General features: G+C 63.4%; 21 protein-coding genes and 2 pseudogenes. 15 read left to right on the forward strand and 8 right to left on the reverse strand.

What is annotated here, in order from left to right; translation table 11 throughout:
- Window positions 1-49: 49 nt before the first annotated feature.
- Complete coding sequence (locus BN1969_RS12410; RefSeq protein WP_050624580.1) at window positions 50-820, reverse strand: IclR family transcriptional regulator; 771 nt, start codon at window positions 818-820, stop codon at window positions 50-52.
- A gap of 295 nt (window positions 821-1,115) precedes the next feature.
- Between BN1969_RS12410 and BN1969_RS12415 the strand changes: the two genes are divergently transcribed.
- Window positions 1,116-1,562, forward strand: a complete 447-nt coding sequence (locus tag BN1969_RS12415) for a NanQ anomerase/TabA/YiaL family protein (RefSeq protein ID WP_050624581.1) — start codon at window positions 1,116-1,118, stop codon at window positions 1,560-1,562.
- An 826-nt stretch (window positions 1,563-2,388) separates the two neighbouring features.
- Here BN1969_RS12415 and BN1969_RS12420 read toward each other — a convergent pair.
- The 3 genes from BN1969_RS12420 to BN1969_RS12430 are packed head-to-tail and all read right to left on the reverse strand — an operon-like array spanning window position 2,389 to window position 5,385.
- The gene (locus BN1969_RS12420) at window positions 2,389-2,823 is read right to left on the reverse strand and encodes a GtrA family protein (RefSeq protein ID WP_050624582.1); all 435 of its coding nucleotides are present in this window, start codon (window positions 2,821-2,823) and stop codon (window positions 2,389-2,391) included.
- On the reverse strand, window positions 2,804-3,772 hold the full coding sequence (locus BN1969_RS12425; RefSeq protein ID WP_050625479.1) for a glycosyltransferase family 2 protein: 969 nt from the start codon (window positions 3,770-3,772) through the stop codon (window positions 2,804-2,806). The genes BN1969_RS12420 and BN1969_RS12425 overlap by 20 nt, the downstream gene beginning before the upstream one ends.
- Window positions 3,773-3,780: 8 nt before the next feature.
- The gene (locus BN1969_RS12430) at window positions 3,781-5,385 is read right to left on the reverse strand and encodes a glucosyltransferase domain-containing protein (RefSeq protein ID WP_050624583.1); all 1,605 of its coding nucleotides are present in this window, start codon (window positions 5,383-5,385) and stop codon (window positions 3,781-3,783) included.
- A 426-nt stretch (window positions 5,386-5,811) separates the two neighbouring features.
- Between BN1969_RS12430 and BN1969_RS12435 the strand changes: the two genes are divergently transcribed.
- From BN1969_RS12435 to BN1969_RS12450, 4 genes are all read left to right on the forward strand, one after another.
- Window positions 5,812-7,188: a DUF512 domain-containing protein gene (locus tag BN1969_RS12435; RefSeq protein ID WP_050624584.1), complete on the forward strand. Its 1,377-nt coding sequence runs from the start codon at window positions 5,812-5,814 to the stop codon at window positions 7,186-7,188.
- A 146-nt stretch (window positions 7,189-7,334) separates the two neighbouring features.
- Window positions 7,335-8,660 carry a ribosome biogenesis GTPase Der gene (gene der, locus BN1969_RS12440; RefSeq protein WP_050624585.1) on the forward strand — a complete coding sequence of 442 codons (1,326 nt, stop codon included), beginning with the start codon at window positions 7,335-7,337 and terminating at the stop codon, window positions 8,658-8,660.
- Between the two features lie 12 nt (window positions 8,661-8,672).
- Window positions 8,673-9,353 (forward strand): glycerol-3-phosphate acyltransferase, encoded by a 681-nt coding sequence (locus BN1969_RS12445; protein ID WP_187120372.1) that lies wholly within the window; start codon window positions 8,673-8,675, stop codon window positions 9,351-9,353.
- 97 nt (window positions 9,354-9,450) lie between these two features.
- A complete protein-coding gene (locus tag BN1969_RS12450) occupies window positions 9,451-10,455 on the forward strand; it encodes an NAD(P)H-dependent glycerol-3-phosphate dehydrogenase (protein WP_050624587.1) in 1,005 nt (334 codons plus the stop codon).
- A gap of 154 nt (window positions 10,456-10,609) precedes the next feature.
- Here BN1969_RS12450 and BN1969_RS12455 read toward each other — a convergent pair whose 3' ends face one another.
- The 3 genes from BN1969_RS12455 to BN1969_RS12465 all read right to left on the reverse strand — a co-directional run bounded on the left by BN1969_RS12455 (window position 10,610) and on the right by BN1969_RS12465 (window position 13,554).
- The gene (locus BN1969_RS12455; RefSeq protein ID WP_050624588.1) at window positions 10,610-11,074 is read right to left on the reverse strand and encodes a GNAT family N-acetyltransferase; all 465 of its coding nucleotides are present in this window, start codon (window positions 11,072-11,074) and stop codon (window positions 10,610-10,612) included.
- A 274-nt stretch (window positions 11,075-11,348) separates the two neighbouring features.
- Window positions 11,349-13,112, reverse strand: a complete 1,764-nt coding sequence (locus tag BN1969_RS12460) for an Rqc2 family fibronectin-binding protein (protein ID WP_050624589.1) — start codon at window positions 13,110-13,112, stop codon at window positions 11,349-11,351.
- Window positions 13,113-13,146: 34 nt separating this feature from the next.
- Window positions 13,147-13,554, reverse strand: a complete 408-nt coding sequence (locus tag BN1969_RS12465; RefSeq protein WP_050624590.1) for a Mini-ribonuclease 3 — start codon at window positions 13,552-13,554, stop codon at window positions 13,147-13,149.
- A 203-nt stretch (window positions 13,555-13,757) separates the two neighbouring features.
- Between BN1969_RS12465 and BN1969_RS12470 the strand changes: the two genes are divergently transcribed.
- Complete coding sequence (locus BN1969_RS12470) at window positions 13,758-14,261, forward strand: GreA/GreB family elongation factor (RefSeq protein ID WP_050624591.1); 504 nt, start codon at window positions 13,758-13,760, stop codon at window positions 14,259-14,261.
- Between the two features lie 70 nt (window positions 14,262-14,331).
- On the opposite strand, the gene mgtE is transcribed toward BN1969_RS12470, so the two are convergent.
- Window positions 14,332-15,681 carry a magnesium transporter gene (gene mgtE / locus BN1969_RS12475; protein ID WP_050624592.1) on the reverse strand — a complete coding sequence of 450 codons (1,350 nt, stop codon included), beginning with the start codon at window positions 15,679-15,681 and terminating at the stop codon, window positions 14,332-14,334.
- Between the two features lie 752 nt (window positions 15,682-16,433).
- Between mgtE and BN1969_RS18655 the strand changes: the two are divergent.
- The 9 genes and pseudogenes from BN1969_RS18655 to BN1969_RS12520 form a co-directional block, all read left to right on the forward strand.
- Window positions 16,434-16,655: pseudogene (locus tag BN1969_RS18655) on the forward strand (UDP-N-acetylmuramate dehydrogenase); the annotation flags it as partial.
- Window positions 16,656-16,854: 199 nt separating this feature from the next.
- A pseudogene (gene murB / locus BN1969_RS12485) lies at window positions 16,855-17,445 on the forward strand (UDP-N-acetylmuramate dehydrogenase); the annotation flags it as partial.
- A gap of 1 nt (window position 17,446) precedes the next feature.
- On the forward strand, window positions 17,447-17,647 hold the full coding sequence (locus tag BN1969_RS12490) for a hypothetical protein (protein WP_050624595.1): 201 nt from the start codon (window positions 17,447-17,449) through the stop codon (window positions 17,645-17,647).
- 13 nt (window positions 17,648-17,660) lie between these two features.
- Complete coding sequence (gene rapZ / locus BN1969_RS12495; RefSeq protein ID WP_050624596.1) at window positions 17,661-18,521, forward strand: RNase adapter RapZ; 861 nt, start codon at window positions 17,661-17,663, stop codon at window positions 18,519-18,521.
- Between the two features lie 36 nt (window positions 18,522-18,557).
- Complete coding sequence (locus BN1969_RS12500; RefSeq protein WP_050624597.1) at window positions 18,558-19,598, forward strand: gluconeogenesis factor YvcK family protein; 1,041 nt, start codon at window positions 18,558-18,560, stop codon at window positions 19,596-19,598.
- Between the two features lie 4 nt (window positions 19,599-19,602).
- A complete protein-coding gene (gene whiA / locus BN1969_RS12505) occupies window positions 19,603-20,514 on the forward strand; it encodes a DNA-binding protein WhiA (RefSeq protein ID WP_050624598.1) in 912 nt (303 codons plus the stop codon).
- Between the two features lie 217 nt (window positions 20,515-20,731).
- Window positions 20,732-21,358: a VanZ family protein gene (locus BN1969_RS12510; RefSeq protein ID WP_050624599.1), complete on the forward strand. Its 627-nt coding sequence runs from the start codon at window positions 20,732-20,734 to the stop codon at window positions 21,356-21,358.
- Between the two features lie 67 nt (window positions 21,359-21,425).
- Window positions 21,426-21,776 (forward strand): DUF2200 domain-containing protein, encoded by a 351-nt coding sequence (locus tag BN1969_RS12515; RefSeq protein ID WP_050624600.1) that lies wholly within the window; start codon window positions 21,426-21,428, stop codon window positions 21,774-21,776.
- Between the two features lie 167 nt (window positions 21,777-21,943).
- Entirely contained in the window at window positions 21,944-25,423 is a 3,480-nt protein-coding gene (locus BN1969_RS12520; protein WP_050624601.1) for a DNA polymerase III subunit alpha, read from the forward strand.
- Window positions 25,424-25,462 lie beyond the last annotated feature (39 nt).

Raw genomic sequence — 25,462 nt, forward strand, 5'->3', positions numbered from 1 at the left:
TCCGGCGAAGAGGGGAGGCACACATAAAAAACAGAACGATGGGGAGGGCTCAGCGGTAGATGCGCTCCCGCATGCGCAGGGCCGCATTTTGCAGGATGCCGGCGCACTCCATCAGCTTCTCGTCCGTCATGGTAATGGCCGGGCCGGAGGTGCTCACCCCGGCCACCAGCTTGCCGGCAGAGTTGTACACAGGAACACCCACACACCGCACGTTGGGGTCCCGCTCGCTGTTGTCGATGGCGTAGCCCCTCCGGCGGGTGCGGCGGAGCTCCTCCACGATGGCGTCCAGGTCGGTGATGGTGTTGGGCTGAAAGCGGGTGCGCTCCGCGGGGATATGGGCGAGCCACTCCTCCTCGGGCATGTGGGCCAGAATGGCTTTGCCAATCCCAGTGCAGTAGAAGGGGGAGGTCTCCCCCAGGATGTCCCGGTAGGGGAGGACGCCCATCCGGTTGGCCGGGTGGGCCACATAGAGGTAGAGGACGTTGGTCCCGTAAGGCAGGCCGAAGTAGACGATCTCATTGGTCTTGCCGGCCGTGTCCACCAGGATATCATACACCGCGTTGGGGTAGCCCAGGTTCTGGTTGATGATGAAGGCGTACTCCAGGATCTTCAGACCCAGGGTGTAGCGCCCGTCGGGCAGCCGGTCCAGATACCCCATGGAGGTGAAGGTGGACAGAATGTTGTGGATGTTGGACTTGGTCACCCCGATCCGCTCCGCCAGCTCCGTTACCCCCAGGACCGGCTCCTGGATGGTGAAGCAGGAGAGGATCTTCAGGGACTTTGCCAGCGACTTCACTTTTGGTTCTGAACATTCATCCATGACGCCCACCTCCGTTCTCTAATAGAGAACACACTTCCTTATTGCAATACTATTATATAAATCTGCTCAAAAAAAGGCAAGAGGGCAATTTTTTTTCGGCGGAACGCCAGCGAAAAAGGGGGAAAAAGGAGGGTTTTGCGACTGGCGTTTTCTGATCGAGAACCACCTGGAAGTTTTTTTGACAGGGAAGATTTTTTGCCGCTTGCGGAGGGGGAGGGAGGGAGATTATAATAAGGGTACAAAGTCCTCTGAGGGCCCGCTGGGCTGGGACCACAACGAAAGGAGAAGACAAGTTATGATCTACGACAGTTTGAAGCATATGGAGGCGTATCAGGGTGTCCATCCCGGTATCTATAAGGGACTGGAGCTCCTAAGGGATACCGATTTCTCCAAGCTGGAGGACGCCCGGGTGGAGGTGGACGGAGAAGATCTGTTCTATTTGTTGCAGAGCTACGAGTCCAAGCCGGCCAACGACACTCCCGAGGCCCACAAGAAGTATGTGGACATCCAGTTTCTGATCTCCGGGCGGGAGAAGATGGGGGTCGGTGCCCTGGAGGACATGAAGGAAGAGGTGGAGGCCCACCCGGAGCGGGATATCTGGTTCTACCACGGCCCGCTGGACGAGATCACCCTGGGCGGGGACAAGTTTGTGGTCCTCTTCCCGGGGGATGCCCATGCCCCCAACATCGCGGTGGACGGACCTGAGCCTGTACGCAAGTGCGTGGTGAAGGTCAAGCTGTGACAACAGACAGACTGGCAGTGACAGCCTCTGCCGGAGGGAGAGAACGGCCGCCCGGTCCTGAGAGGACCGGGCGGCCGTTCTGCGTATTGGGATAAAGAATGCGGCGCAGGTGTTAAGAAAATGACAAGATATCTTGAGAAAAACTAATGAAAATAACAAAAAATAAAACAGTCAAAAAGGGATAAAAATTCGGGGAAAATCAATAAAAGTTAGGTGAAATCAAAGAAAATGTTTTATAATTTGGAAAAGTGAAGCGGAGGGACACAAAAAAATATATAAATGTCCGTAAAAAAGGGTTGCTTTTTTTATAAAAATCTGCTATGATTCTTATCAAGAAACCGTTAAGAAATAAAAATGGCCGACAAAAAAGTGTTAAGAATCTTTACAGGGGAGGAGGATGACCAATGGGACCTGAAAAGATTTTCCTGATCGTAGTGATCGGGCTGTGCGTCGTGGGCGCTATCCTGAGCAGCGTTACGAACAAAAAGAATAAGGACAACAATAAGTGATTGTACAAACGCGCAAAATTGAAAAGTGAGATAAGGGGAGGATGTGAACACGCTCACATCCTCCCCTTATTATATATAATGAAAGAAAAGCACCGGCTGAGCTGGTGCTTTTGATGGAGCTCTGGGGAGGAGCTATCTGCGGGCAGGATGCTCATTCCCCTCCGTTTGCCTGACCGGCCGGACAAAGGCGCGCCTAACAATACAAAAAGCGCAGGGACATCCAATGTCCCTGCGCCTGAGTATGGATGGAGGCCGGGCGGTGCCCTCTGTTTTCTACCTCGCGCCACATGTGATCGGCCTGTTCCAGATGCCGGGGGTCATGTCCTGGAGCGGAAGGCGAAAAAGCGCTGTCCGAAGTAGTTGAGCAGGACGAACAGCCCGGAGCCCGCCAGCATGGTCAGGTTGCCCTGAAGCTGGGGGCTGAGGGCAGTGCCGCTCAGCAGGGCTCCCATGGCGGGCTTGGCCAGGCCGTAGGCCAGCAGCCAGCATACTGTGATATTGGCCGCGAAGCGGAGCACCACGCCGGGGCCCTTCTCCCGGCTGCGGAAGGTGAAGTGCTTGTTGAGAAAGAAGCTGACCACGCTGCCCACCAGATAGTTGGCGGCGGAGGAGATCCAGTAGCCCGGGTCTCCCCAGAGGTGGAGGCCGGCCAGGTTGTAAAGGCCGAACATGACACCATATCCCACCAGGGTGTTCACCACCCCGACCAGGAGGAAGCGGAAAAGGGTGGGATCAAAGATCTTTTTCAGCATGGCGCGCCTCCCCGCAGGTGTCGGACAGGATATACCGGGGCCTGTCTTTCACCTCCTCATAGATCTTGGCGATATAGTAGCCGATGATGCCCAGACAGATCATGAGGATGCTGCCGATGAACAGGATCAGGATGATGACGGTGGTGAAGCCCTCCAGGGCCTGCCCGGTGAACTTCTGCCACAGGGAGTGGACGCTGAGCACCACCGAGGCGATCAGCACCAGCACCCCCAGAAAGGTGACCAGCTGGAGGGGGGCGGTGGAGAAGGCGGCCAGATTGGTGAGGGCATACCGGAACAGGCTGCGCAGGGACCACTTGGAGCGGCCCGCCTCCCGCTCCCGCACCTGGAACTCCACCTGAGCGGTGGAAAAGCCGATCCAGGAGGACAGGGCCCGGAAGAAGGCGTTTTTCTCCCGCATGGCCAGCAGCACATCCACCGCCCGCCGGTCCAGCAGCTTGAAGTCGGAGGCCCGGGACATGTCCAGCCCGGTGCTCCCGCTCATGGCCCGGTAGAAACACCGGACCGCCAGGGTGTGCAGGGGGCTCTCCTTTCCACGGCTCACCTTGACGCCTTCCACGACCTGGTAGCCCTGCTGCCACAGGCGGTACATGTCCACGATCTTTTCCGGCGGGTGCTGGAGGTCGCAGTCCAGCACCACACAGCAAGCCCCACGGGCCTGGGCCAGGCCGGCAAAAATGGCAGCCTCCTTGCCGAAGTTGCGGGAGAAGCGCACCCCCCGGACCTGGGGCAGGGCGCGGCTCTTCTCCTGGATGCGCACCCAGGTCCTGTCCCGGGAGCCGTCGTCTACAAAGATCAGCTCATGGGGGATCTGGGCCTGCTCCAGCAGGGCGGAGATGACATCAGCTGCCCGGGGAGCCATCTCCTCCTCGTTGAAGGCGGGGAGGACCACGGAGAGCAGTCCGGAGTCAGTGGGAGCAGAATTGGGCATGGGACAGTTCATCTCCTGTTCTCATAGGCGATCTCAAAGTCGGATTTTGGGGTGTATTCCTCCTGCACCTTCACGACCAGGCAGCCGTCGATGATCTGGACGCTGCCGTCGTCGGGGTAGCGGGGCATGGCGGCGAATTCCGGCCGCTCCGCCATGGCCATAAGGTCGGCCTCGGCGGGCTCCTCGATGGGGAGGTTCAGCCAGTCCCGGAGGTAGTAGTAGATGTGCTTGTTCAGGGGAGCCACGGGGTCCAGGGGGACGCTGTAATGGTCCACCTGGGCAAAGCCCTCCACGCTGTTGTGGACCCGGTCGGTGGGGAAAGAGCCGATGAGATAGACCGGCATCCCGTGGGTGTAGCCGGGGCAGCTCTCGATGCGGGAGGCCAGCCGGGTGGCGTAGCTGAGGGTGGCGCGGTGGGCTTGGGCGGAGGCGGTGTAGAGCCGGTTGTTGGTGTTCAGGGAGAACAGCAGCAGCAGGACCAGCCACAGGGCGGCGCAGGGGGCCGCACGGCGGCGGAGCACGGAGGCGCCGGCACCGGCGGCGGGGAGGGCCCGGTCAGCCAGCAGCACCACCGCCAGATAGACCAGCACAAAGGCGTATTTCATCAGGGGGGTGGGGGCGGACCAGGGGCTGAGGATCTGGCCGAAGTTGATGCCCAGAGGGAGCAGAGCCAGCATGGCCAGCCCGCCCAGGGGGCGCCAGCGCGCCCGCCAGAGCCCCTCCTGCCCCATGCACAGCAGGAAGCAGCCCCCGCCCAGCGCCAGCGCGGCCAGATCCAGCACGGCCATCCAGCCGGAGGTGAAGGTGTTGGCGGAACCGGGCAGGAAGAAGAAAGCCGCCACCTGCTTGTAGGTGTCCAGCAGCAGCCCGGGGAGGCGGGAGAAGGGATAGCCGGAGCTGGCGGCATCCATCCCCAGATAGGACAGCAGTTCCAGGTCCTTCACCTGAAGAAAGACCAGCAGGATGCCGTAGTAGAGGACGGCCCCCGCAGCCAGGAACAGCATCAGCCGCACCCCCAGGCGCAGGGTGGCGGAGAAGGAGGCGGACGGGTCCAGGATCTCCCGGAAAATGACCAGCAGGGACAGGCCGATGGCCACCGTCACATAGGCCTGATAGGTGCCCATGGAGCAGGCCAGGAGCAGACAGCCTGCCAGCCAGTGCCACCGGCCCCTTCTGGCCAGGGAGACGGAGAGGACCGCCAAAAAAATGGCGAAGCAGTAGGCGGAGGCGGTGAACAGATAGAGAAAGGTGTAGCCCACGGCGGGAAAGGCGGCCATCAGCGCCCCGGACAGGGCGGAGAGGGCACGGCTGCGGATGCCCAGCAGAGAGACGGCCAGGGCGGCGGCCAGGGCGAGGAAGAGCACGGAGAAGAGGCCGATGACCGCCGGCATCTGGGTGAAGCCGTTGAAATAGGAGGCGAAGTGGAGAAACCACCGGCCGGAGACGGTCATCTGCTGGGGGTCGAAGATGCGGCTGAGACCGTCGGAGTTGGGGATGATGTTGGTAAAGACGTAGAGGTGGACCAGATAGCCCGACAGAAAACAGCCGAAAAAGGCCGCCTTCTGCGGGGGGGAGATCCGGGCCCACAGGGCTTTGAGCTTGTCGTCCAGCATGTCGCAGGTGCCTCCAGGGCGGCCGGAGCCGCGGATTTGAGAAAGAAAAGGGAAAATCATAGAACATCATATCATAATTTTCACATCCTGTAAACTCCGGGGCGGAAAGGGTGCTTTTCCCCGGAGGCCGGGGAGAGGGCGTTCTGCCGGAGCGGCGGAACTAAGGGCGGGGGAGAGGCATCCTTTTTGTGCCCCGGATACCCGGCGAGAGAGCAGAATAGAGTGGAAACGTGTTGCCCGGCGGGGACGGGTATGGTACAATCAAGAAAAAGATAAGGTGTCCGGTGGCTGATGGCGCCGGATACCCGGCGGCGCCCTCAAAAAATGTCCGGCGAGATCCGAGAAAAAACGGATTTTTCCTTGAAAAGAGGGGCAGGGATACGATATAATATAAAGAACGCCTTTTTGAGAGGAGGAGGGAGCGCTGTGAGCAAGACCATGATCCGGCGGGTGGAGCCCCGGAGCCCGGCGGCCAAAGCCGGCGTCCAGGCGGGAGAGACCCTGGCGGAGATCAACGGGAAGCAGATCCTGGATGTGCTGGACTACAAGTTCTATTCCTATGACGCCCGTCTGACGCTTACCCTCCAGGCCCCGGATGGAGCCAGCCGCACCCTGCGGGTCCGCAAGGAGGAGGGGGAGGACCTGGGACTGGAGTTCGAGACCTATCTCATGGACCGGGCCCGCTCCTGTGCCAACAACTGCATCTTCTGCTTTGTGGACCAGATGCCGCCGGGGATGCGGGAGAGCCTCTATTTCAAGGATGACGACGCCCGGCTGTCCTTTCTGATGGGCAACTACCTGACCCTGACCAACCTCTCCCAGCGGGAGGTGCAGCGCATCATCGACCTGCGCATCTCCCCCATCAACGTGTCCGTCCACACCACCGACCGGTCGCTGCGGGTGGAGATGCTGAAAAACCGCCGGGCCGGGGAGAGCATCGAGATCATGCGCCGCTTCGCCCGGCACCAGATCACCATGAACTGTCAGATCGTCTCCTGCCCCGGGATCAATGACGGACCCGCCCTGGACCGGACCCTGAGGGACCTGGCGGAGATGTTCCCTGCCGTCCACAGCGTGTCGGTGGTGCCGGTGGGGGTGACCAAGTACCGGGAGGGCCTCTATCCCCTGCGGCCCTATACCCGGGAGGAAGCGGGGGCGGTGGTGGACCAGGTGGAGGCCTTTGCGGCAGCCCACCGCGACGCCCACGGCACAGCCCTGGTCTGGTGCTCTGACGAGTTCTACCTGCTGGCCGGGCGGCCCCTGCCGGAGGAGGACTACTACGAGGAGTTCACCCAGCTGGACAACGGGGTGGGGATGCTCCGCCTGCTGCGCCAGGAATTCCGCCGGGGCCTGGACCTGATGGAGGCGGAGGAGATGGAGAGGACCGTCCCCTTCTCCATCGCCACAGGCGTGTCCGCCGCCCCGTTTTTAACGGAATTGGTAGAGCTGGCGCGGAAAAAATGTGGTAAAATAGAGGGGACGGTGTACCCCATCCGCAACGACTTCTTCGGGGAGACCATCGTGGTGGCCGGACTGGTCACGGGGGGCGACCTGATCGCCCAGCTGCGGGGGAAGAAGCTGGGGGAGCGTCTGCTCATCCCCGCCAATATGCTCCGCCACGGGGAGCGGGTCTTTTTGGATGACGTATCCCTGGACGATGTGGAGTGGGCACTGGGTGTCCCCGTGATCCCCGTGGAGCAGGACGGCTATGAGCTGCTGGACGCCATGTGCGGCATCTCGTCCGGCCTCCCCCGACAGGAGCTCCCCCGGGAGGAGACGGAATATTATCAATACAACCCCTGAGAGGGAATTAGGAATGAGGAATTAGGAGGTAGGAATTATGGCGCGCCTGGGGCGCGCGGACTCCCCGGCGCAGGCTGCCCCTATCTCCTATCCTCTAACTCCTAATTCCTCATTCCTAATTCCTAACTCATCAAGAGGTGATATGTATGAAGCCCTTAGTCGCCATCGTGGGGCGGCCCAATGTGGGCAAGTCCATGCTGTTCAATAAGCTGTGCGGCCAGCGCCTCTCCATCGTGGAGGACACCCCCGGCGTCACCCGGGACCGGCTGTACGCCCAGTGCGAGTGGAGGAACCGGGTGTTCGACATCGTGGACACCGGCGGGATCGAGCCGGGGACGGACGACCAGATCCTCTCCTTCATGCGGGAGCAGGCCGAGATCGCGATTCAGACCGCTACGGTGGTGGTCTTTGTCTGTGACGTCAAGACCGGCATGACCGCAGCCGACCAGGAGGTGGCCAACATGCTCCTCCGGGCCCGGAAGCCGGTGGTGCTGGCGGTGAACAAGGCGGACCAGGTGGGCCGGGAGAACCCGGACATCTACGAGTTCTATAACCTGGGCCTGGGTGACCCCATCGCCGTCTCCGCCGTCCACGGCCACGGCACCGGCGACCTGCTGGACGCCTGCTTCCAGTACTTCCCCCGCGAGGAGGAGGAGGACGAGGAGGACGATGTCATCAAGGTGGCCATCATCGGCAAGCCCAATGTGGGCAAGTCCTCCCTGGTCAACCGCATCCTGGGACAGGAGCGGGTCATCGTCAGCGATGTGGCGGGCACCACCCGGGACGCGGTGGACAGTCCCTTCGAGAACGGGCGGGGCAAATACCTGTTCATCGACACGGCAGGGATGCGGAAGAAGTCCAGGGTGGATGACCGCATCGAGAAGTTCTCCGTCCTGCGGGCCACCATGGCCATCGAGCGCAGCGACGTGTGCCTCATCATGATCGACGCCCGGGAGGGGGTCACCGAGCAGGACACCAAGGTGGCCGGTCTGGCCCACGAGGCGGGCAAGGCCTGCATCATCGTGGTCAACAAGTGGGATGCCATCGAGAAGGACGGCAAGACCATGGACAAGATGCGCCAGGACGTGATGCGGGACCTGAGCTATATGACCTACGCCCCCATCGTGTTCATCTCCGCTCTCACCGGCCAGCGAGTGGACCGGCTCTTCGAGCTGATCAACTATGTGAATGACCAGGCAGCCACCCGCATCTCCACCGGGATGCTCAACTCGGTGCTGGCCGATGCCACCGCCCGGGTGCAGCCCCCCACGGACAAGGGCCGCCGCCTGAAGATCTACTACATGACCCAGGTGGGCATCCGCCCCCCTCATTTTGTGTGCTTCTGCAACGATGCCCGGCTGTTCCACTTCTCCTATCAGCGGTATCTGGAGAACCAGATCCGAGCCACCTTCGGCCTGGAGGGCACGCCGGTGCGGCTGACCATCCGGCAGAAGGGCGAGAAGGAGGAGTGAGCAATGCTGGGCATGACTTGGGGGGACATCTCCCCCTGGATCTTTTATGACATGGGTCTGCCCTTGCTTCTGGTGGCGGCAGCGGCCTACCTGCTGGGCTGCTCCAACGGGGCGGTCATCGTCTCCAAGTACATCCTGCGGGACGATGTGCGCACCCACGGCAGTGGAAATGCGGGACTGACCAACTTCTACCGCACCTTCGGCGGGCCGCTGACCCTGGTGGTTATTTTGTGCGATGTCCTCAAGGCGGTGGCCGCAGTGTGGGCGGGCATCCTGATGGCCCGATATTGGGACGGCGGCTTCTGGAGCCAAGAGGCCATTGTTCTGGTCTTTGCCAAGTACTGGGCGGGCCTGTTCTGCCTGCTGGGCCACATGTTCCCCTGCATGTTCCACTTCAAGGGGGGCAAGGGCATCCTGTCCGGCGGCACCATCGCCATCATGATCGACTGGCGCATTGCCCTGGTGGTGTGGGGGGGATTCCTGATCCTTGCCATTCTCACCCGATACGTCTCCCTGGGATCGGTGTGGGCCGGAGCCAGCTTTCCGGTGGCCACCTGGTTCGTCTATCAGGACTGGATCATCACCCTGCTGGGCCTGCTCTTGGGCGGCCTGGTGGTCTACATGCACCGGGGCAACATCCACCGTCTGCTGACCGGGACAGAGAACAAGTTTTCTCTGCACAAGAAGCAATGACCCCGTAGGGGCGGCCTGCGGCCGCCCGAACAGCCAAGAAAATTGAACAACGGGCGGCCACAGGCCGCCCCTACAACATATCTTGGGAGGTATTACCATGAAAATCACAGTCCTTGGCAGCGGAGGCTGGGGGACGGCCCTGGCGCTGCTGCTGCTGGAAAACGGACATGAGGTGACCCTGTGGTCCTACACCGAGGAGGAGTCCCGGGTGCTGCGGGAGACCCGGGAGAACCCCATGCTGAAGGGGGTGCCGCTGCCCGAGACAATGGGCCTGACCACCGATATGGGGGCGGTGAAGGGCTGCGGCGCCGTGGTGATGGCCACCCCGTCCTTTGCGGTCCGCGCCACTGCCGCCAAGCTGAAGCAGCTGGCCGACCCGGGGACCATCGTGATCTCCGTGTCCAAGGGCATCGAGAAGGACACCTCCCTCCGCCTCAGCCAGGTCATTGAGGAGGAGCTCCAGGGCCACTGCCCCGTGGTGGTGCTCTCCGGCCCCTCCCACGCCGAGGAGGTGGGCCGCCATGTCCCAACCGGCGTGGTGGCGGCCAGCGAGGACCTGGAGCTGGCCCGGCAGGTGCAGGACCTGTTTATGAACCCCCGCTTCCGGGTCTACACCAGCACCGACAAGGTGGGCACCGAGCTGTGCGCCGCCCTGAAGAACATCATCGCCCTCTGCGCCGGCTGCTGCGACGGCATGGGCTGCGGGGACAACACCAAGGCACTGCTCATGACCCGGGGGCTGGCGGAGATGGCCCGGCTGGGGGTGGCCCTGGGGGGAAAACAGGAGACCTTTGCCGGGCTGGCCGGCGTGGGGGACCTGATCGTCACCTGCTGTTCCATGCACTCCCGGAACCGCCGGTGCGGCATCCTCATCGGCAAAGGGGTGGAGCCCAAAGAGGCGGTGAAGGAGATCGGCGCCGTGGTGGAGGGCTACTACGCCGCTGTCACCGCCCGCACCCTGGCCCAGAAGGCGGGCATCGAGATGCCCATCGCCCAGGCCGCCTACGAGGTGCTCTACGAGGGGCGGGATGTCCACGCCGTGGTCACAGACCTGATGTCCCGGGCCAAGCGGTCCGAGACCGAAGAGTCCTCCTGGACCTGAGAGAAGAAGGATAAGCGGGCCGGGCAGCCAACAAATGGCTGCCCGGCCCGCTATTTCTCCGGCCAATAGACTGATAACTGGTGCCGATCGCTGTTTGATGCTCTGTACACTGAGGGGATACGGCCCTGTATTATAACGCGGACGGCACAATAGGTTAAAAAGCATATACCATGACATGCTCCCCGTTGGTATCGTACTCTCCATTGAAGTGAAAACCGATCTGCTGATAGAGATGGATCGCGTGGGAGTTGGTCTCATACACACTGAGATATATGGTATCACAGGAATATTCTGTTCGGAGCCTGTCAAGCAGGGCAAGCACGACCCGCTTTCCGTACCCTTTGCCCTGATACTTTTTATCGATCAGCAGCCGGTCCAGCCACACCTGCCCCGGGGCAGGTTCCGGAAAATAACCGTACATGGCAAAACCGATCAGCATACCGCGGTCATAAATGCCGACGGGCCTCCACAACTCCAATTTGTCGGCCTCCTGAAGGCACTGTGTCACGCTTTCGATGAAGCCGGACTGTTCCGCAAAGACCTCCAGATGTTCGACCTCAGCTCGGTTCCTGCTGTTTACCGCTTCAAAATGCAATGTGTGATCGCTGTGGGAATTCATTTTGTTTTCTCCTGCTTTCTCAGAAAGGGGACGATCTGCTTGTCTCTATTTTTCAAGGGGAAAAGCATAAACGGTCTGGTATGGACCGCAGCCGGTCGTCCCGCGCATAGCTGATTTGAAATTATTTTGTCTCAGAACTGTCCCTGGGCGCATCCTCCTTTTCACACCCGATCACAATTTGTGTTCCAGGGTGGAAGCCCTCTCTGGATGCCCCGGCCCACAGATGGGGGAGGGGGAACGCCCGGCGGGACGCTCCCTCTGATTAAAGGGATCTCTATTTTACCCGCAGCCGCCGGGCCAGCTCCCCATCCGGGGCGACATAGGCGGTCTCATAGGTGGTGTAGACCACCATGCCGGGCCGGGCGCCCCCCGGCTTTTTCACATATTTTACCGGGGTATAGTCTACCGCCACTTTGCCGCTCGCCCGGCCCTGGGAGAACCAGGCGGCCAGCTGGGCAGCCTCCTGAATGCTGGTCAGGTCGGGCTGCCCCCCCTCGGTCCACAGGATGACGTGGGAGCCGTGGATCTTCTGGGTGTGGAACCACAGGTCGCTCTTGAAAGCCTGCTTGGTAGTGAGCAGGTCGTTCTGGGTGTTGTTTTTGCCCACGGAGATACGCAGGCCGGAGGAGGAGCGGAACTCCATGGGCTTCGAGGCCACCCGCTTGCCCCGGTCTCTGGCTTTGGAGGGGCGGCGGAGATATCCGGTGTCGGTGAGCTCCTGGCGGATCTCCTGGAGGTCCCGCTCTCCCTCCGCCAGAGCGATGGCCTCCAGCACGCTGTTCAGGTAGTCCAGGTCCCGCCGGCCTTTCTCTAGCTGTAAAGTTAAAATGCTTTCCGCTGTTTTTGCCTTGTTGTACTCCTTATAGTACTTGGCGGCGTTCTGCTGAGGGGTGAGGAGGGGGTCCAGGGGGATGTGGATCTGAGGGCACTCCGGGTCATAGAAGTCGGCTGCCGTCAGCCGGGACATCCCCTTCTCCATGGCATGGAGATTGGAGGTGATGATGTCCCCGAACTGGCGCAGCCGCTCCCGGTCCCGGGTGGCGGCCAGCTCCTGCTCCTGAAGGCCGATCTTGCGGGCGGCGCGGTCCCGGGCGTTGGTCACGGAGCGGATCAGGTCCTGGCCCCGCTGGCGCACCCGCTCCTGGTTCTCCCGCTGCTCGTAAAAGCGGTCCAGAAGGGCGGAGAAGGAGGGGAAGGGGACGCAGGAGACGGCGGGGCCGTACTGGCTGATGGGCTGAAAGGTGAAGTCGGAGGGATGCCCCTCCTTTTCCAGCATGACAGGTGTAAAGCTGTTTTCCTGCACAGAACGCAGGAGCCCTTCCAGCTCATCCAGCAGCCGAGACCGGCCCCCTTCCCCCATCTGATGCAGCCGCGCGTCGGTGGCTCCCCCCGCCCGGAAAGCCAGCTCACGGCAGATGAGGGGGGAGAGGCCGCCGAAGGTGTCCAGCAGCCACTTGTCCGCCTGGCTCTCCTCCGGTGCGGCGGCCAGGGCGGACTCCAGGGCGGCGCGGTCCAGGGAGGAGGGGTCCAGCTTCTCCTGGGCGGGGGGGAGACGGTAGAACAGGCCGGGCAGCACCTGCCGCCGGGCGGACATGTCGCTGTCCACCCGCCGCAGGCAGTCCATGATCCGGCCCTCCCCGTCCAGCAGGATCAGGTTGGAGTGGCGGCCCATGGCCTCCAGCACCAGGCGGCGCTCCACCCGGTCCCCCAGCTCGTCCAGGGCCTCCAGCCGCAGGTCCACCACCCGCTCCATGGGTGGCTGGACCAGCTCCAGCAGCCGGGCGCCGGACAGGTGCTTGCGCAGCAGCATGCAGAACATGGGGGGCTTGTCCGGGTTCTCCCGGGAGATCTGGGTGAGATGGGCCCGGGGGTGGCTGGGGTTGGCGGAGAGGAGCAGCTTCACATTGCCTGCGGGGGCCCGCAGGGCCAGGACCACCTCGTCCCGGCCTGGCTGATAGATCTTGTCGATTTTTGCCCCGGAGAGGGCGTTCTGCAGTTCATGGACCACTCCGCTCAGGCACAGCGCGTCCAAAGGCATGGGATCACCTCATTTATGTCACAGGTTGGGCGGGTCACAGCTCCCCCTCCATCATGGTGGAGAAGAGCTGGTTGAGCCGGTCGGTCCGGCCCTGGAGATAGAGCCAGCCGAACAGGGCCTCCAGGGCGGTGGCGGTCTGATACTCCCCACGGCTGGCCCCCTTGGGGACAGAGTGGGGGGCGGTGTTTCGGCCCCGGCGGAAGACATCCGCCTCCTCCTGGGTGAGCAGGGGGAGGATGCGCTCTGCCCGCCGGGCCTGGGCCGGCGCGGCCACATAGCCCACTGTGGCCCGGTGCAGGTTGCGGGCGGTGGCCTTGCCGTGGAGACAGAGCCAGGAGCGTACCATCAGCTCATACACCCCGTCCCCCAGGTGGGCCAGCCCCAGGCTGGACAGATTCAGCAGCTGTTCAGCGTCCATATTCAGGTGGAAGTAGTCGATCATAGGGTCCCCTCCGTCTCAGGCTTTCAATCTATCATCATACCACACTCCCCCCTATAAGACAATGCCTATATGCTGTAAAGATCACATGCGCACACACACGAGAGCAAAGAGAGCTGGTGCAGGCCGTTGCCAACCGGGCCGGGGTCTGGTACAATAGGGCCAAAAGAAAAGGGCCCCGGGACGGGGCGGAGAGGAGAAGCGCCATGCACAACGAACTGACGCAGAAGGACCTCCAGCTGATGCGGGAGGAGCTGGACTACCGCAGGGTCCAGCTGCGGCCCAAACTGCTGGAGGCGGTGAAGGAGGCCAGGGCTTTCGGCGATCTGAGCGAGAATTTTGAGTACAAGGCGGCCAAGCAGGAGAAGAACCGGAACGAGAGCCGCATCCGATTTCTGGAAAACATGATCAAGACCGCCGTGGTCATCGCGGACCATTCCGGGGCGGACACGGTGGGATTGTACGACCGGGTGACGGTCTACCTGGAGGAGGACGACGAGACAGAGGTGTACCAGATCGTCACCACCATGCGCCAGGATGCCCTCCACGGCCTGGTGAGCAAGGAGTCCCCCATGGGAAAGGCCCTGCTGGGCCGCAGGGTGGGGGACCGGCCCTATGTCCAGGTCAATGAGCAGTACGGCTACTATGTGGAGGTCAGATTCATCGAAAAGGGGACGGACGACGGCTCCGTCCCCCTCAACCGATTCTGAGCGGCGGGAGAGCAGGGAAAGGGGGGGCACGGCGCAAGCCGTGCCCCCCAGCTTTTCCGGCGGTGTATCCTCACAGGTGGAGAAGCCGGCTGGCAATGGTGAAGTAGAGGACCAGGGAAAGGGCGTCCACGATGGTGGTGATCAGAGGGGCGGCCATGATGGCGGGGTCGGCCCGCACCAGCTTGGCCAGCATGGGCAGAGCTCCGCCGATGGTCTTGGCCAGGACCACCGTAGCGAACAGGGACAGGGTGACTGTGACGCACACCAGCTCGTTTCCCGGGTAGGAGAGGAGCAGGCGGACCAGGTTGACCAGGGAGAGGACCGCGCCCACCAGCAGGCTGACCCTCAGCTCCTTCCAGAGCACCTTGGGGAAGTCGGACAGGGCGATGTCCCCCACCGCCATGCCGCGGATGACCAGGGTGCTGCTCTGGCTGCCGGCGTTCCCGCCGGTGTCGGTGAGCATGGGGATAAAGGTGACCAGCAGGGGCATCACCGAGAAGGCGGCTTCATAGCGACCCAGGATGCCGCCGGTGATCATGCCGGAGATCATCAGCACCAGCAGCCACAGGATGCGGTTTTTGGCCAGGGCGAACACGCCGGTCTTGAGATAGGACTTTTCCGAGGGGGCCATAGCAGCCATGCGCTGAAAGTCCTCGGTGGCCTCCTCCTCCATCACATCCATCACGTCGTCCACCGTGACCACCCCGACCAGCCGGTCCTCCTGGTCCACCACCGGCAGGGAGAGAAAGTCGTACCGCATCAGGGCCCGGACGGCCAGTTCCTGGTCGTCGGTGGTGCGGACGGTGATCACGTTGGGCTCCATCAGCGTCCGGACGGGGGCGTTGTCGGGGGCCAGCAGCAGCTCCCGCAGGGTGACTACACCGTCCAGCACCCGGCGGCCGTCGGTGACATAGCAGGTGTAGATGGATTCGCAGTCTCCCCCCAGGCGGCGGATCCGGCGGATGGCCTCGGCCGCGGTCATGGTCCCTTTCAGGTCGATGAATTCCGCGGTCATGATGCTGCCCACCGACTGCTCCGGATATTTGAGGAACTGGTTGATGAGCCTGCGGGTCTCGGGCCGGGCGTTTTTCAGCACCCGCTTGACCACGCCGGCGGGCAGCTCCTCCAGCAGATCCACCGTGTCGTCCATAGCCAGCTCCTCCAGGATGCCGGCCAGCTCCCGGTCGGGGAGGGAGACGACGATCATCTGCTGGGTGTCAGGGGGGAGATTGGAAAAGACCTCCGCCGCCTGCTCCTTGGGCAGCGTGCGGAAGGCCAGCGCGCCCTGTTCCTGGGGCAGGCCCTCCAGAAGATCGGCCAGATCCACCGGGTTCTGCTCCGCCAGAATGGCAGAGAGCTCACGGTAGCGCTTGTCCCGGATCAGCTCCAGGCAGCGCTCCAAACATTTCTTGTTCTGCATTGGCAACCTCCTTTTTGTCAGGAAGCCTCCAATGGGACAGACAAAGCCGCACCGGCCCCCCGGAGACGGGAAAGACCTGTGCGGCGACATTCTCAGCGGGCGCATAGCACAGCGGAAGGGCCCCGGCGGGGCGCATAACAGACCTCCGCCTGTGCGGAAGCCAGGCGGCAGGGGGCGCTGTGCAGAGCTCCCTATGCCGGAGAAAAGGCAAGGGGGCCCGGGAGAGAACTGTCGCTGTCCGATTTGAGACTTCGGCCGTAAGCGTCCACTTACCTTTCCTCCTTTTTAGATCAGATGGGAGATGAAAATCATACTCCACCCGTAGGATAACACAGCAGACAGAGGATTGCAAGAGAAAACGGGAAAAAAACGGAAGGGCGGTCCCATACACCTGTGCTGATGGCCGATGTGTGCGGCCTGATGGGGACATCGGGCCCTGCATGGGGGCGTGGAAGCTGCGGCACACCCCGTGCAGAGGCGGGTCAGGGTCCCCGTTCAGCCCTGCGGATCTCCCGCTGGCGCTTCTGACCAAAAGAACAGATGTTTTGGGGTATTCTATTTTCCGGAGAGATTTGCTATAATAATAAAATAAGTCTCCGCGCGACCTCATTCTGATTGGACGGGAGGACCCTATGGATCGTTTTGAACTGCTGCGCACAGAGCTGACCCGACGCTGTCCCGGGCTGGAGCTGCGGGAAGAGGAGCCTATGGCCCGACACACCTCCTTCCGCATCGGCGGCCCGGCCCGACTGATGGCCCTGCCCAGGACGGAGGAGGAGGCCCGGGAGACCCTTCAGGCGGCCTGGGCGCTGGAGATCCCGCCATTTTTCCTGGGGAACGGCTCCAATCTGCTGGTGGCGGACCGGGGATATGAGGGCTTTGTGGTCAAGCCGGCCGGGGCGCTGGAGGAAATACGGGCCCTCCCCCCGGAACGGCCGGGGGAGAAGGGGCGGCTGGAGGCGGGAGGGGCCGCGCTGCTGTCCCGGCTCTCCAAGGCCGCGCTGGATCAGGGCCTCACCGGCCTGGAGTTCGCCCAGGGCATCCCGGGGAGCGTGGGCGGCGGGGTGACGATGAACGCAGGGGCCTACGGCGGGGGGAGCGCCCCGGGGGCCCCCCCGGGTACCGCGCCGGGACGGGGCGGGGGCCCACGGCCGCCCCCCCGGGGCCGCCCGGCTCCTTTTAANGCTCTCCAAGGCCGCGCTGGATCAGGGCCTCACCGGCCTGGAGTTCGCCCAGGGCATCCCGGGGAGCGTGGGCGGCGGGGTGACGATGAACGCAGGGGCCTACGGCGGGGAGACCGCCCAGGTGCTCCTCCAGGTTACCGCGCTGGAACGGGACGGGACCCAGCGGCTGCTCTCCGGGGCCGACTGCGGCCTGAGCTACCGGCACAGCCGGTTTTCAGAGGGGGACCTGCTGATCTGCCGGGCGGTATTCGCCCTGCCGGAGGGAAACCGGGAGGAGATCGCCGGGCGGATGGCAGACTTTGCCCAGCGGCGGAGAGAGAAGCAGCCTCTGGAATATCCCAGCGCCGGCTCCACCTTCAAGCGCCCCCAGGGGCACTTCGCCGCCGCCCTCATCGACCAGTGCGGCCTGAAGGGCAGGGCGGTGGGGGGCGCCCAGGTGTCGGAGAAGCACGCGGGCTTCCTCATCAACCGGGGGGGCGCCACCTGCGCCGATGTCCTGGAGCTGGCGGACCAGGTGCGGCAGGAGGTGCTGCGCCAGACCGGCGTGGAGCTGGAGCTGGAGATCCGGGTGCTGGGGTAAGATGGACGGATATACGAGAGAGGAGCTGGACGAGGCGCTGACGGCCGTCCAGTCCATCATCCATAAGTGTGAGGCGGCCCAGAAGAAATTTCCGCGGGGCACCGCCCGCCACACCCTGCTGGAGCGGTGGCTGAGGGCCATGTACCTGTCCCGGGCGCTGATCTGTCGGGAGCTGTCCGGGGCGGACGGCAGAGAGAGATAAGAGGTGTACAGCCATGGAATTTATCATCATTTCCGGCCTGTCCGGGGCGGGGAAGAGCAAGGCGGCCTCCTTCATGGAGGACATGGGCTTTTTCTGTGTGGACAATCTGCCCGCCCCCCTCATCCCCAAATTTGCTGAGCTGGGTATGGCCGGGACGGGGGAGTACGACCGGGTGGTACTGGTCACAGACGTGCGCTCCGGCACCAATTTCAGCGCCCTGTTCCAGTCCCTGGAGGCGCTGAAGGGGATGAAGTGCCCCTACCGCATCCTGTATATGGACGCCTCGGACGACGTGATCATCAAGCGGTATAAGGAGACCCGCCGCAGCCACCCCCTGGCGGAGGAATGCGACTCCCTGGAGGGGGCCATCGCCCTGGAGCGGCGGATGCTGGCCCCCCTGCGGGAGCGGGCGGAGTTCGTGGTGGACACCTCCGACCTGTCCACCGCCAAGCTGCGGGGCGAGCTGCTCCGACTCTTCGGACGGGGGAGCCAGGAGGGGGCTATGACGGTGAGCGTCACCTCCTTCGGCTTCAAGCACGGACTGCCCCGAGAGGCGGATCTGGTCTTTGACGTGCGCTTCCTGCCCAACCCCTACTATGTTCAGGAGCTGCGTCCCCGCACCGGCCTGGACGACGGGGTAAGGGACTACGTGTTTTCCGGCGGAGCGGCCGGGGAGTTCCTGGAAAAGCTTCAGGACCTGGTGGGCTTTCTCCTCCCCAAATATGTGGAGGAGGGGAAGACGGCGCTGGTGGTGGCGGTGGGCTGCACCGGCGGACACCACCGCTCGGTGGCCATTGCCCATGCGCTGGCGGCCTATATCCGGGGCAGGGGTTACCCGGTGACGGAGAGCCACCGGGACCTGGGCAGGACGTAAGGAGCGGACAGAGCAAACTTGAAGGGAGGTCCCGCTATGCCGGACACCATTCCAAATCTGCACCAGTGGGAGCGCGGCCCCAAGATCACCGCCATCGGCGGGGGGACAGGGCTGTCCACCATGCTGCGGGGACTGAAAAAATACACCAAAAACCTGACGGCGGTGGTCACTGTGGCCGACGACGGGGGCGGCTCCGGCGTGCTGCGCCGGGACATCGGCATGCCGCCCCCCGGGGATATCCGCCACTGCATGGAGTCCCTGGCCAACGTGGAGCCGATCATGGAGCGGCTGCTCACCTACCGCTTTCAGGAGGGCTCCCTGGCTGGACAGTCCTTCGGGAACCTGATCCTGGCCGCCCTCAACGGGGTGACCGGCTCCTTTGAGGAGGCGGTGGCTCAGATGAGCCAGGTGCTGGCCATCACCGGGCGCATCCTTCCCGTGACCAGCGCCGATGTGCAGCTGGAGGCCGTCTTTGAGAACGGGGCCCGGGTGGTGGGGGAGTCCAAGATCAGTTCCTTTAAGAAAGAGCAGGACTGCCGCATCGCCCATGTGGCACTGCTCCCGGAGCGGCCCGCCGCCCTCCCGGCCGCCCTCCAGGCCATTCGGGAGGCGGACCTGATCCTGATGGGACCGGGCAGCCTGTACACCAGCGTCATCCCCAACCTGCTGGTGGAGGGGGTGGTGGAGGCCATCTGCCGCTCCGAGGCGCTGAAGATCTATGTGTGCAACATCATGACCCAGGAGGGGGAGACAGAGGGGTACACCGCCGCCGACCATGTGGACGCCCTGCTGTCCCACGGGGCGCCGGGGCTGGTGGACCTGTGCCTGGCCAACTCGGCGCCGGTGCGTCCCGGCCTGGTGGAGAAGTACCGGGAAGAAGACGCCGCCCCCATCCTGGTGGACCGGGAGCGCATCCGGGCCATGGGGCTGGAGCTGGAGGAGTATCCGGTGGCCTCGGAGGGGGGCGACTATGCCCGCCACGACCCGGACCGGCTGGCGGCGGCGGTGCTGGACGTGTACCGCCGGCGGGCGGTGCGCATCTTCCGGGGCGAACAGCGGTACATCATTGAGGAGTGAGACCATGTCCTTTGCAGGAGAGACCAAGGGGGAGCTGTGCCGGACGGCGCTGAACCGGAAATGCTGCACCCAGGCGGAGGCATACGGCGTTCTGCTTTACTGCAACACCTTTTCCGGGCGGGAGATCCGCATCATCACGGAGAACGAGGCATTTGCCCAGCGGCTCCCTATCCTGTTCCGCAAGGCGTTCCGCCTCTCCTTTGACCGTCTGCCTGATGGGGAGGGGAAGTACAGCTTCGGCATCACGGACCCTGCCAAGCTGGCAGCAGTGAGCGGGACCTTCGGGATGGATGCGGGCAGTCTGGCAAACCACGTGAACTTCGCCGTGCTGGAGGAGCCCTGCTGCCGGGCTGCCTTCCTCCGGGGGGCGTTCCTGGCGGGGGGGTCGGTCACCGACCCCCGGAAGGCCTATCACCTGGAGCTGTCCACCTCCCACTACAACGTGAGCCGGGAGGTGCCCGCCCTGATGCGGGAGGCGGGCTTCCAGCCCAAGGAGGCCACCCGGAAGGCCAACTATATCGCCTATTTCAAGCAGAGTGAGCGCATCGAGGACTTCCTTACCGCCATCGGCGCGCCCCTGGCCGCCATGGAGATCATGAACGCCAAGCTGGAGAAGAACCTGCGGGGCAGCGTGAACCGGCGGGTGAACTGTGACGCGGCCAACCTGGACAAGGCGGTGGAGGCGGCCCAGGTCCAGCTGGAGGCGATCCGGAGCCTGGAGCAGTCCGGGCAGCTGGAGGGCCTGCCGGACAAGCTGCGGGAGACGGCCCGACTGCGGCTGGAGCACCCGGAGGACACTCTGGCGGAGCTGGCGGCCCTGTGTGACCCGCCGGCGACCAAGTCGGCCCTGAACCACCGGCTGCGTAAGCTGGTGGAGCTGGGACAGGCCCGGGGCGAGGGGGCGGGGCACACATGAATTCGGAGCGAAGCGGAGAATTCCCGCAGGGCGAATTCAGTTCGCCCGAGGATTTTAAGCCCCAAGGGCTCCCACAGGGTCTGTGACCCTGTGGGAAGGACCCGCCGGCGACCAAGTCGGCCCTGAACCATCGGCTGCGTAAGCTGGTGGAGCTGGGGCAGGCCCGGGGCGAGGGGGCGGGGCCCGGCAAAACTATCTGATACCACGGGAGAGATCTATGACCTTGATTTGTTATCTGACCGCCGGAGCCGTCAACCTGTTCTGGCTGATCCTGGGGGACAGGCTCTCGCTCCCGGTGCAGATGGCGATCCCCATCCTGACCGTGCTGCTGGCAGGGACCGGGGTGCTGCTGCGTCTGAGGAAGCTGCGGGGAGAGCAGCGGCGGCGTTACCGCACGGGGGCCCTGTGGGTCCTGCTGCTCTACTACCTGTGCATCCTGTCGGTGCTGCTGTTTTTCGGCGGGCTGTTCCACCTGGACCGGGGCTATGGCGGGGCTGTGAATCTGGAGCCCTTCCACACCATCCGAAACTATATCATCTACTACCGGCGGACGGGCAGCTTTGTCAGCGTGACCAATCTGCTGGGCAATGTGGTGATTTTGGCGCCGCTGGGGGTGCTGATGCCGGTGATGTTCCGGCCTATGCGCCGCTTCTGGACCTTTCTGCCTCTGGCGGCGCTGGTGTCCTGCGGCGTGGAGTACATCCAGTGGGTGACCGCCACCGGCGCGGCAGATGTGGACGACTCCATCCTGAACTTTATCGGCGCGGCCCTGGGATACCTGTTTACCCGGCTGTGTCAGATCACAGCGGGCATGATAGCAAAGCGGAGGAGCCGCGGGGAATAAATGGAGGCCTTTGGACGATATGCCATCTGGCAGGGGAGACCCTTGAAAAAGGCGGCGGAGGGATGATATGGAACAGGAAAAAGTATTCTCCATGAAGCTGTCGAAGATATATCCACTGCTGACGGCCAAAGCGGAGCGGAAGGGCCGCACCCGGCAGGAGGTGGATGAGGTCATCTGCTGGCTGACCGGATACGACCGGGCGGGCCTGGAGCGGCAGCTCAGCCTGGACATAGACTATGGGACCTTTTTCCGGGAGGCGCCCCGGATGAACCCCAGCTGCGGGAAGATCACAGGGACCGTCTGCGGCGTCCGGGTGGAGGAGATCGAGGACCCACTGATGCGGAAGATCCGGTATTTGGACAAGCTGATCGACGAGCTGGCAAAGGGAAAGCCGCTGGAGAAGGTCCTTCGGAAATAGAGACTCTTTGTGATGTGTGCCGCGGGGCGGCCCCGACCGGCGTCTCCGTGGGGCCGCCCTGCTGTATAGGATTTGAGAAGAACAGACCTGACCGACAGAGAAAAGAGGCAGCAAGAGGTCCTGCTCCAAATTTGTTTGCGTCTTTTCCGGAGAAGAAGGAGGGGCTTATGGCCTTTGTCCACTTACATCTGCATACGGAATTCTCCCTTCTGGATGGCGCCTGCCGCATCAAGAAGCTGGTGGAGCGGGTCCGGGAGATCGGACAGGACGCGGTGGCTATCACAGACCACGGGGTCATGTACGGGGTGGTGGATTTCTACAAGGCCTGCAAGGAGGCGGGCATCAAGCCCATCATCGGCTGTGAGGTCTATGTGGCCCCAAGGGGCCGGACCCGGTTCCAGAGGGTCCACGAGTTCGACTCCTCCTTCCACCACCTGGTCCTGCTGTGCCGGAATGAGGAGGGCTACCGCAATCTCTCCTACATGGTCTCTCAGGCGTTCCTGGAGGGCTTTTACATCAAGCCCCGCATCGACCTGGACCTGCTGCGGGAGCACTGCGGCGGCCTGATCGCCTGCTCCGCCTGCCTGGGGGGCGAGGTGCCCAAGCTGCTGGCTGCAGGGGACTATGACAAGGCCAAAGAGGTTGCCCTGGAGATGCGGGAACTGTTCGGCGCGGATGGCTACTATCTGGAGCTCCAGGACCACGGCATCCCGGTCCAGCGCCAGGTGAACGGGGGGCTGATCCGGCTGCACGAGGAGACGGGCATCCCCCTGGTGGCCACCAACGACGCCCACTATCTGCGGAAAGAGGACGCGGAGATGCAGGACATCCTCATGTGCATCCAGATGGGCAAGACGGTGGATGACCCAAACCGGATGAAGTTCGAGACCGAGGAGTTCTACGTGAAGACCGAGGCGGAGATGGCCGCCCTCTTTCCCAATTACCCGGAGGCCCTGGAGAACACCGTGAAGATCGCCCAGCTGTGCAACGTGGAGTTCGAGTTCGGCAAGTACCACCTGCCCCACTTCCAGCTGCCCGAGGGGTGGACCGATGGGGACGCCTACTTCGAGAAGCTGTGCATGGACGGCTTCCGCTGGCGCTACCCCTCCCAGCCCCAGGAGTATCTGGACAAGCTGCGCTATGAGATGGACATGATCCGCAAGATGGGCTTTGTGGACTACTTCCTCATCGTCTCCGACTTCATCGCCTACGCCAAGGGCCACGGCATCCCCGTGGGGCCGGGGCGGGGCTCGGCGGCGGGGTCCATGGTGTCGTACTGCCTGAACATCACCGACCTGGACCCCGTGAAGTACAGCCTGTACTTCGAGCGCTTCCTGAACCCGGAGCGGGTCACCATGCCCGATATCGACATCGACTTCTGCATCCGCCGCCGGCAGGAGGTCATCGACTACGTGGCCCAAAAGTACGGGGCGGACCACGTGGCCCAGATCGTCACTTTCGGCACCATGGCCGCCCGGGCGGCGGTGCGGGACGTGGGCCGGGTGCTGAACATGCCCTACGCCGACGTGGATGTGATCGCCAAGCAGATCCCCAGCGGGCCGGGGGCCCTGCATATCACCCTGGAGGACGCCCTGAAGCTGTCCAAGCAGCTCAAGGAGTCTTACGACGGCAGCCCTCAGGTGAAAAAGCTCATCGACACCGCCAGGGCCATCGAGGGCATGCCCCGGAACACCTCCACACACGCCGCCGGGGTGGTCATCACCAGCCGGCCGGTGAGCGATTATGTCCCCCTGGCCAAAAACGACGACCTGGTAGTCACGCAGTACATCATGACCACCCTGGAGGAGCTGGGCCTGCTGAAGATGGACTTCCTGGGCCTGCGGAACCTGACGGTGCTGGACGACGCGGCCCGGCTGGTCCGGCGCAGCCACCCGGACTTCCACACCAGCCAGATCCCGGAGGATGACCCGGCCACCTTCCAGATGCTCTCTGAGGGGCGTACTTCCGGCGTGTTCCAGATGGAGTCCGCCGGCATGACCGGGGTGTGCATCGGCCTGAAGCCCCAGAGCATCGAGGATATCACCGCCATCATCGCGCTTTACCGTCCGGGCCCCATGGAGTCCATCCCCCGGTTCATCGCCTGCAAGCACAACCCGGAGAAGGTCACCTACAAGCACCCCGCTCTGGTGCCCATCCTGTCCAACACCTACGGCTGCATCGTGTATCAGGAGCAGGTGATCCAGATCTTCCAGCAGCTGGGCGGCTACTCCCTGGGCCAGGCGGACATGGTGCGCCGGGCCATGTCCAAGAAAAAGGTGAAGGACATTGAGCGGGAGCGGGAGACCTTCCTCCACGGGGACCCGGCGCGGAGCATCGCCGGCTGCGCCGCCAACGGCATCCCCGAGGCGGTGGCCCAGAGCATCTACGACGAGATCTACGACTTTGCCAACTACGCCTTCAACAAGGCCCACGCGGTGTGCTACGCCGTGGTGGCCTATCAGACGGCCTGGTTCAAGTGCCACCACCCCAAGGAGTACATGGCCGCCCTGCTCACCTCGGTGCTGGACTCCAGCGACAAGGTGGCGGAGTATATCGCCGAGTGCAAGGAGTGGCACATCAGCCTGCTGCCCCCGGACATCAACGAGTCGGAGGCGGACTTCACCGTCTCCGAGGGGGGCATCCGCTTCGGCCTGGTGGCCCTGAAGGGTGTGGGCCGGAGCGTCATCAACAGCCTGCTGGAAGAGCGGAGCAAGGGTGGACCCTTTACAGACTTTATGGACTTCTGCGACCGCATGTTCGACCATGACCTGAACCGGCGGGTGCTGGAGAGCCTTATCAAGTCCGGCGCCTTTGACCGCATGGGCTGTAAGCGCTCCCAACTGATGGAGGTCTTCGGCCAGGTGCTGGACGGCATCGCCGCCAGCCGCAAGCGGAACGTGGAGGGCCAGCTGGACCTGTTCGGAATGGGGGGCGGGGAGGCGGAGCAGGCGGCCCTGCCGGCTCTCCACCTGGCCAATATCCCTGAGTACACCCCCCAGCAGCTGATGACCATGGAGAAGGAGGTCACCGGTCTCTACCTCACCGGCCACCCCATGGACGCCTATCGGGAGGCGGCCCGCCGCAGGGGGGCGGTGACCATCGGCTCCATTCTGAGCGACTTCGCCCGGGAGGACGGTCCCGCCGTCTACCGGGACGGCCAGATGGTGAAGGTGGCTGGCGTGATCTCCACATATAAAACCAGGACCACCCGGAACAATACCCTGATGGCCTATGTCAGCCTGGAGGACGACACCGGGGGGATGGAGCTGCTGGTCTTTGCCCGCGCCCTGGACCAGAGCGGCGGATACATCCGGGAGAACCAGGCCATCCTGGCCAGCGGCAGGATCTCCGTCCGGGACGAGAAGGAGCCCCAGCTGATGGCGGACGAGATCCGCCCCCTGGACACACCCGAGGCGGAGGAGCGGCGGGAGGCGGGGGAGCGGAAGCTCTTCATCCGCCTGCCCGGCCCGGACGACCCCAGGACCCGAAAGGTGAAGCTGGCCCTCTCCTTTTTCCCGGGGGAGCAGCCGGTGGTGCTGTATTACCAGGATATCCGGAAGCAGTCCAAGGGATACTGTATGATACACCCCTCCCTGCTGGCCGACCTGAGAGAGCGGCTGGGGGAGGAGAATGTGGTGGTCCAGTGACCCACCTCCCGGAGAGAAAGAGAGACGGGGCAGGAGGCG

Source organism: Clostridium phoceensis (assembly GCF_001244495.1).
In the GTDB taxonomy this organism is placed as follows: Bacteria; Bacillota; Clostridia; order Oscillospirales; family Oscillospiraceae; genus Lawsonibacter; species Lawsonibacter asaccharolyticus.